Raw genomic sequence first — 5,566 nt, forward strand, 5'->3', positions numbered from 1 at the left:
GCGCGTCCGCTCCTTGAGAACTCAACAGCGTGCCGAAAGTCAGTGCCAAGTATCAATACCCCCATTCGGCGTCCTTCGGGGTGTCGTTGGGATTCCTTTGGTTGATTGAACGAGAGTGCCAACTCTTGGTCTCAGCTGCGATCAAATCATCTACGGAGAGTTTGATCCTGGCTCAGGACGAACGCTGGCGGCGTGCTTAACACATGCAAGTCGAGCGAGGCCCATCCTTCGGGGTGGTGCCCTAGCGGCGAACGGGTGAGTAACACGTGGGCAACCTGCCCTCAGCTCTGGGATAACTCCAAGAAATTGGTGCTAATACCGGATGTGACCGCTGACCGCATGGTCTGGTGGTGGAAAGATTCATCGGCTGAGGATGGGCCCGCGGCCTATCAGCTTGTTGGTGGGGTAATGGCCCACCAAGGCGACGACGGGTAGCCGGCCTGAGAGGGTGACCGGCCACACTGGGACTGAGACACGGCCCAGACTCCTACGGGAGGCAGCAGTGGGGAATATTGCGCAATGGGCGAAAGCCTGACGCAGCGACGCCGCGTGAGGGATGACGGCCTTCGGGTTGTAAACCTCTTTCAGTAGGGACGAAGCGAAAGTGACGGTACCTACAGAAGAAGCACCGGCCAACTACGTGCCAGCAGCCGCGGTAATACGTAGGGTGCAAGCGTTGTCCGGAATTATTGGGCGTAAAGAGCTCGTAGGCGGTCTGTCGCGTCGGCTGTGAAAACCCGAGGCTCAACCTCGGGCCTGCAGTCGATACGGGCAAACTAGAGTACTGCAGGGGAGACTGGAATTCCTGGTGTAGCGGTGAAATGCGCAGATATCAGGAGGAACACCGGTGGCGAAGGCGGGTCTCTGGGCAGTAACTGACGCTGAGGAGCGAAAGCGTGGGGAGCGAACAGGATTAGATACCCTGGTAGTCCACGCCGTAAACGTTGGGCGCTAGGTGTGGGGGCCATTCCACGGTCTCCGTGCCGCAGCTAACGCATTAAGCGCCCCGCCTGGGGAGTACGGCCGCAAGGCTAAAACTCAAAGGAATTGACGGGGGCCCGCACAAGCGGCGGAGCATGTTGCTTAATTCGATGCAACGCGAAGAACCTTACCTAGGCTTGACATGCACGGAAATCTCGTAGAGATACGGGGTGCCTTTGGCGTCGTGCACAGGTGGTGCATGGTTGTCGTCAGCTCGTGTCGTGAGATGTTGGGTTAAGTCCCGCAACGAGCGCAACCCTCGTTCTATGTTGCCAGCACGTGATGGTGGGGACTCATAGGAGACTGCCGGGGTCAACTCGGAGGAAGGTGGGGATGACGTCAAATCATCATGCCCCTTATGTCTAGGGCTGCAAACATGCTACAATGGCCGGTACAAAGGGCTGCGATACCGCGAGGTGGAGCGAATCCCAAAAAGCCGGTCTCAGTTCGGATTGGGGTCTGCAACTCGACCCCATGAAGTTGGAGTCGCTAGTAATCGCAGATCAGCAACGCTGCGGTGAATACGTTCCCGGGCCTTGTACACACCGCCCGTCACGTCACGAAAGTCGGTAACGCCCGAAGCCGGTGGCCCAACCCCTTGTGGGAGGGAGCCGTCGAAGGCGGGATCGGCGATTGGGACGAAGTCGTAACAAGGTAGCCGTACCGGAAGGTGCGGCTGGATCACCTCCTTTCTAAGGAGCACTGGCCGCCACACTCGTGTGGTGGTCCAGAGCCGTGCGCGGACCGTGAAGTGCCCTCATTCTCGGGGGTGCTCGGGTGTTCGTGACGGAGCTCGAGGGTGGAACGCTGACCAGTTCGGCCAGGTAGCTGATGCTGCCCCTAGTACGGCCTGTTGACCCCTGCTTCTTCGGAAGCTGGGTGAGGGTGTGGAGCGGGGTGGTGGAGTGGGTCTGGTCGTAGGCACGCTGTTGGGTCCTGAGGGAGTGGGCCGGCCCCTGTGGGGGTCGGGTTGCTTGCTCTGTGGGAGGCCTGCTTGTCGTCGTACCGCCCGGGTTGACCGGGGCTGGCGGTGATGGATGGTGGGTCATCTTCCGTACTTTGAGAACTGCACAGTGGACGCGAGCATCTTGTAAGTATTGTTCTGGATATCCGCGCTGGTCCGCGTACATCGCTCACCGATCTTGGGTTCACGCCCGGGGTGTGGGGGTGTTGTGGTGGGCGGGCGTGGGTGTTGTGTGTGGTCAAGTTGTTAAGGGCACACGGTGGATGCCTGGGCACCAGGAGCCGATGAAGGACGTTGGAGGCTGCGATAAGCCTCGGGGAGCTGTCAACCGAGCGTTGATCCGAGGATTTCCGAATGGGGGAACCCCGCACCAGTCATGTGGTGTGACCCGCGCCTGAACACATAGGGCGCGTGGAGGGAACGTGGGGAAGTGAAACATCTCAGTACCCACAGGAAGAGAAAACAACCGTGATTCCGTGAGTAGTGGCGAGCGAAAGCGGATGAGGCTAAACCGATCGCATGCCAAGCCGGCAGGTGTTGTGTGGTCGGGGTCGTGGGACGATTCAGGCGGTTCTGCCGAACTGTCAGGGAGTCAGAAAGCCATGTGTTAGTGGAAGGCCTCTGGAAGGGGTCGCCGTAGAGGGTGAGAGCCCCGTACACGAAAACTCATGGCCTCCCGAGTCGTATCCCAAGTAGCACCGAGCCCGTGAAATTCGGTGTGAATCTGGCGGGACCACCCGCTAAGCCTAAATACTCCCTGGTGACCGATAGCGGACAAGTACCGTGAGGGAAAGGTGAAAAGTACCCCGGGAGGGGAGTGAAATAGTACCTGAAACCGTGTGCCTACAAGCCGTGAGAGCCTTATGCGCGTTTACGCGTGGGGGTGATTGCGTGCCTTTTGAAGAATGAGCCTGCGAGTTAGCGGTACGTGGCGAGGTTAACCCGTGTGGGGTAGCCGTAGCGAAAGCGAGTCCGAACAGGGCGTTTGAGTCGCGTGCTCTAGACCCGAAGCCGAGTGATCTACCCATGGCCAGGTTGAAGCGCGGGTAAGACCGCGTGGAGGACCGAACCCACTTAGGTTGAAAACTGAGGGGATGAGCTGTGGGTAGGGGTGAAAGGCCAATCAAACTCGGTGATAGCTGGTTCTCCCCGAAATGCATTTAGGTGCAGCGTCACGTGTTTCTTGCCGGAGGTAGAGCACTGGATGGTCTAGGGGCCCCACAAGGTTACTGAAATCAACCAAACTCCGAATGCCGGTAAGTGAGAGCGTGGCAGTGAGACTGCGGGCGATAAGGTTCGTAGTCGAGAGGGAAACAGCCCAGATCATCAGCTAAGGCCCCTAAGCGTGTGCTAAGTGGAAAAGGATGTGGAGTCGCAGTGACAACCAGGAGGTTGGCTTAGAAGCAGCCACCCTTGAAAGAGTGCGTAATAGCTCACTGGTCAAGTGATTCCGCGCCGACAATGTAGCGGGGCTCAAGCACACCGCCGAAGCTGTGGCATTCACATGAACCCGTCATCATCTTTCGGGGTGGTGGCCAGGTGTGTGGATGGGTAGGGGAGCGTCGTGTGGCGATTGAAGCGGCGGAGTGATCCAGCCGTGGACGCCACACGAGTGAGAATGCAGGCATGAGTAGCGAAAGGGGAGTGAGAAACTCCCCCGCCGGATGACCAAGGGTTCCTGGGCCAGGCTAATCCGCCCAGGGTGAGTCGGGACCTAAGGCGAGGCCGACAGGCGTAGTCGATGGACAACGGGTTGATATTCCCGTACCCGCGAAAGAACGCCCATGCTGAAGCCAGCGATGCTAACCATCCGAAGCTCGTGACTGCCCTTCGGGGCTGATCGAGTGGAGCGTGGGACCCGGACTGGTAGTAGGCAAGCGATGGGGTGACGCAGGAAGGTAGTCCTACCGGTGAGTGGTAGTACCGGTGCAAGGGTGTGGCCCGCGATGTAGGTAAATCCGCATCGCACACAGGGTGAGGCCCGACGCATAGCCGAATGAGGCGAATTGGATGATCCTATGCTGCCGAGAAAAGCCTCTAGCGAGTTCTTAGCGGCCCGTACCCCAAACCAACTCAGGTGGTCAGGTAGAGAATACCAAGGCGATCGAGCGAACTGTGGTTAAGGAACTCGGCAAAATGCCCCCGTAACTTCGGGAGAAGGGGGGCCATCTGCTGTGAACCGCCTTGCGCGGGGCAGCGGTGGGTGGCCGCAGAGACCAGTGAGAAGCGACTGTTTACTAAAAACACAGGTCCGTGCGAAGTCGAAAGACGATGTATACGGACTGACGCCTGCCCGGTGCTGGAACGTTAAGGGGACGGGTTAGTCCTTCGGGGCGAAGCTCAGAACTCAAGCGCCAGTAAACGGCGGTGGTAACTATAACCATCCTAAGGTAGCGAAATTCCTTGTCGGGTAAGTTCCGACCTGCACGAATGGCGTAACGACTTCTCAGCTGTCTCAACCACAGGCTCGGCGAAATTGCACTACGAGTAAAGATGCTCGTTACGCGCGGCAGGACGGAAAGACCCCGGGACCTTCACTATAGCTTGATATTGGTGTTCGGTTCGGCTTGTGTAGGATAGGTGGGAGACTGTGAAGCGGGCACGCCAGTGTTCGTGGAGTCATCGTTGAAATACCACTCTGGTCGAATTGGATGTCTAACCTCGGTCCGTGATCCGGATCAGGGACAGTGTCAGGTGGGTAGTTTAACTGGGGCGGTTGCCTCCCAAAATGTAACGGAGGCGCCCAAAGGTTCCCTCAGCCTGGTTGGCAATCAGGTGTCGAGTGCAAGTGCACAAGGGAGCTTGACTGCGAGACCGACGGGTCGAGCAGGAGCGAAAGCTGGGACTAGTGACCCGGCACCGGCATGTGGAAGCGGTGTCGCTCAACGGATAAAAGGTACCCCGGGGATAACAGGCTGATCTTCCCCAAGAGTCCATATCGACGGGATGGTTTGGCACCTCGATGTCGGCTCGTCGCATCCTGGGGCTGGAGTAGGTCCCAAGGGTTGGGCTGTTCGCCCATTAAAGCGGCACGCGAGCTGGGTTTAGAACGTCGTGAGACAGTTCGGTCCCTATCCGCCGCGCGCGTAAGAGACTTGAGAAGAGCTGTCCCTAGTACGAGAGGACCGGGACGGACGAACCTCTGGTGTGCCAGTTGTTCCGCCAGGAGCACTGCTGGTTGGCTACGTTCGGCAGGGATAACCGCTGAAAGCATCTAAGCGGGAAGCTCGCTTCGAGATGAGGTCTCTCACCGGGTCAACCGGGTAAGGCCCCCGCCCAGACCAGCGGGTTGATAGGCCGGAAGTGGAAGCGGCGCAAGTCGTGGAGCTGACCGGTACTAATAGGCCGAGGGCTTGACCACATACTCATCCAGCCCATTTTTGCAAGACGATGTCGCGTCCACTGTGCAGCTCTGAAGGTACGGAACCATTCTGGTTCCGCCCGAGGCTGATCCCCAGCTGTGCTGGGGTCAGGTCACTGGGTACATCTTCACAGTGTTACGGCGGTCATGGCGAAAGGGAAACGCCCGGTCTCATTCCGAACCCGGAAGCTAAGCCTTTCAGCGCCGATGGTACTGCCCGGGGGACCGGGTGGGAGAGTAGGACGCCGCCGGACATAACT

The 5,566-nt window shown here is 58.7% G+C and carries 3 rRNA genes; all 3 read left to right on the top strand.

Features of this window, described 5'->3' with window-relative positions:
* Positions 1-149: 149 nt before the first annotated feature.
* The 3 genes from IN07_RS17130 (at position 150) to rrf (ending at position 5,560) form a co-directional block, all read left to right on the top strand.
* A 16S ribosomal RNA gene (locus tag IN07_RS17130) occupies positions 150-1,673 on the top strand.
* A 508-nt stretch (positions 1,674-2,181) separates the two neighbouring features.
* A 23S ribosomal RNA gene (locus IN07_RS17135) occupies positions 2,182-5,306 on the top strand.
* Positions 5,307-5,443: 137 nt separating this feature from the next.
* A 5S ribosomal RNA gene (rrf, locus tag IN07_RS17140) occupies positions 5,444-5,560 on the top strand.
* Together the 16S, 23S and 5S rRNA genes form the textbook arrangement of a ribosomal RNA operon.
* The last annotated feature ends 6 nt before the right edge of the window (positions 5,561-5,566 follow it).

This window comes from Modestobacter caceresii (assembly GCF_000761485.1).
GTDB classification, from domain to species: Bacteria; Actinomycetota; Actinomycetes; order Mycobacteriales; family Geodermatophilaceae; genus Modestobacter; species Modestobacter caceresii.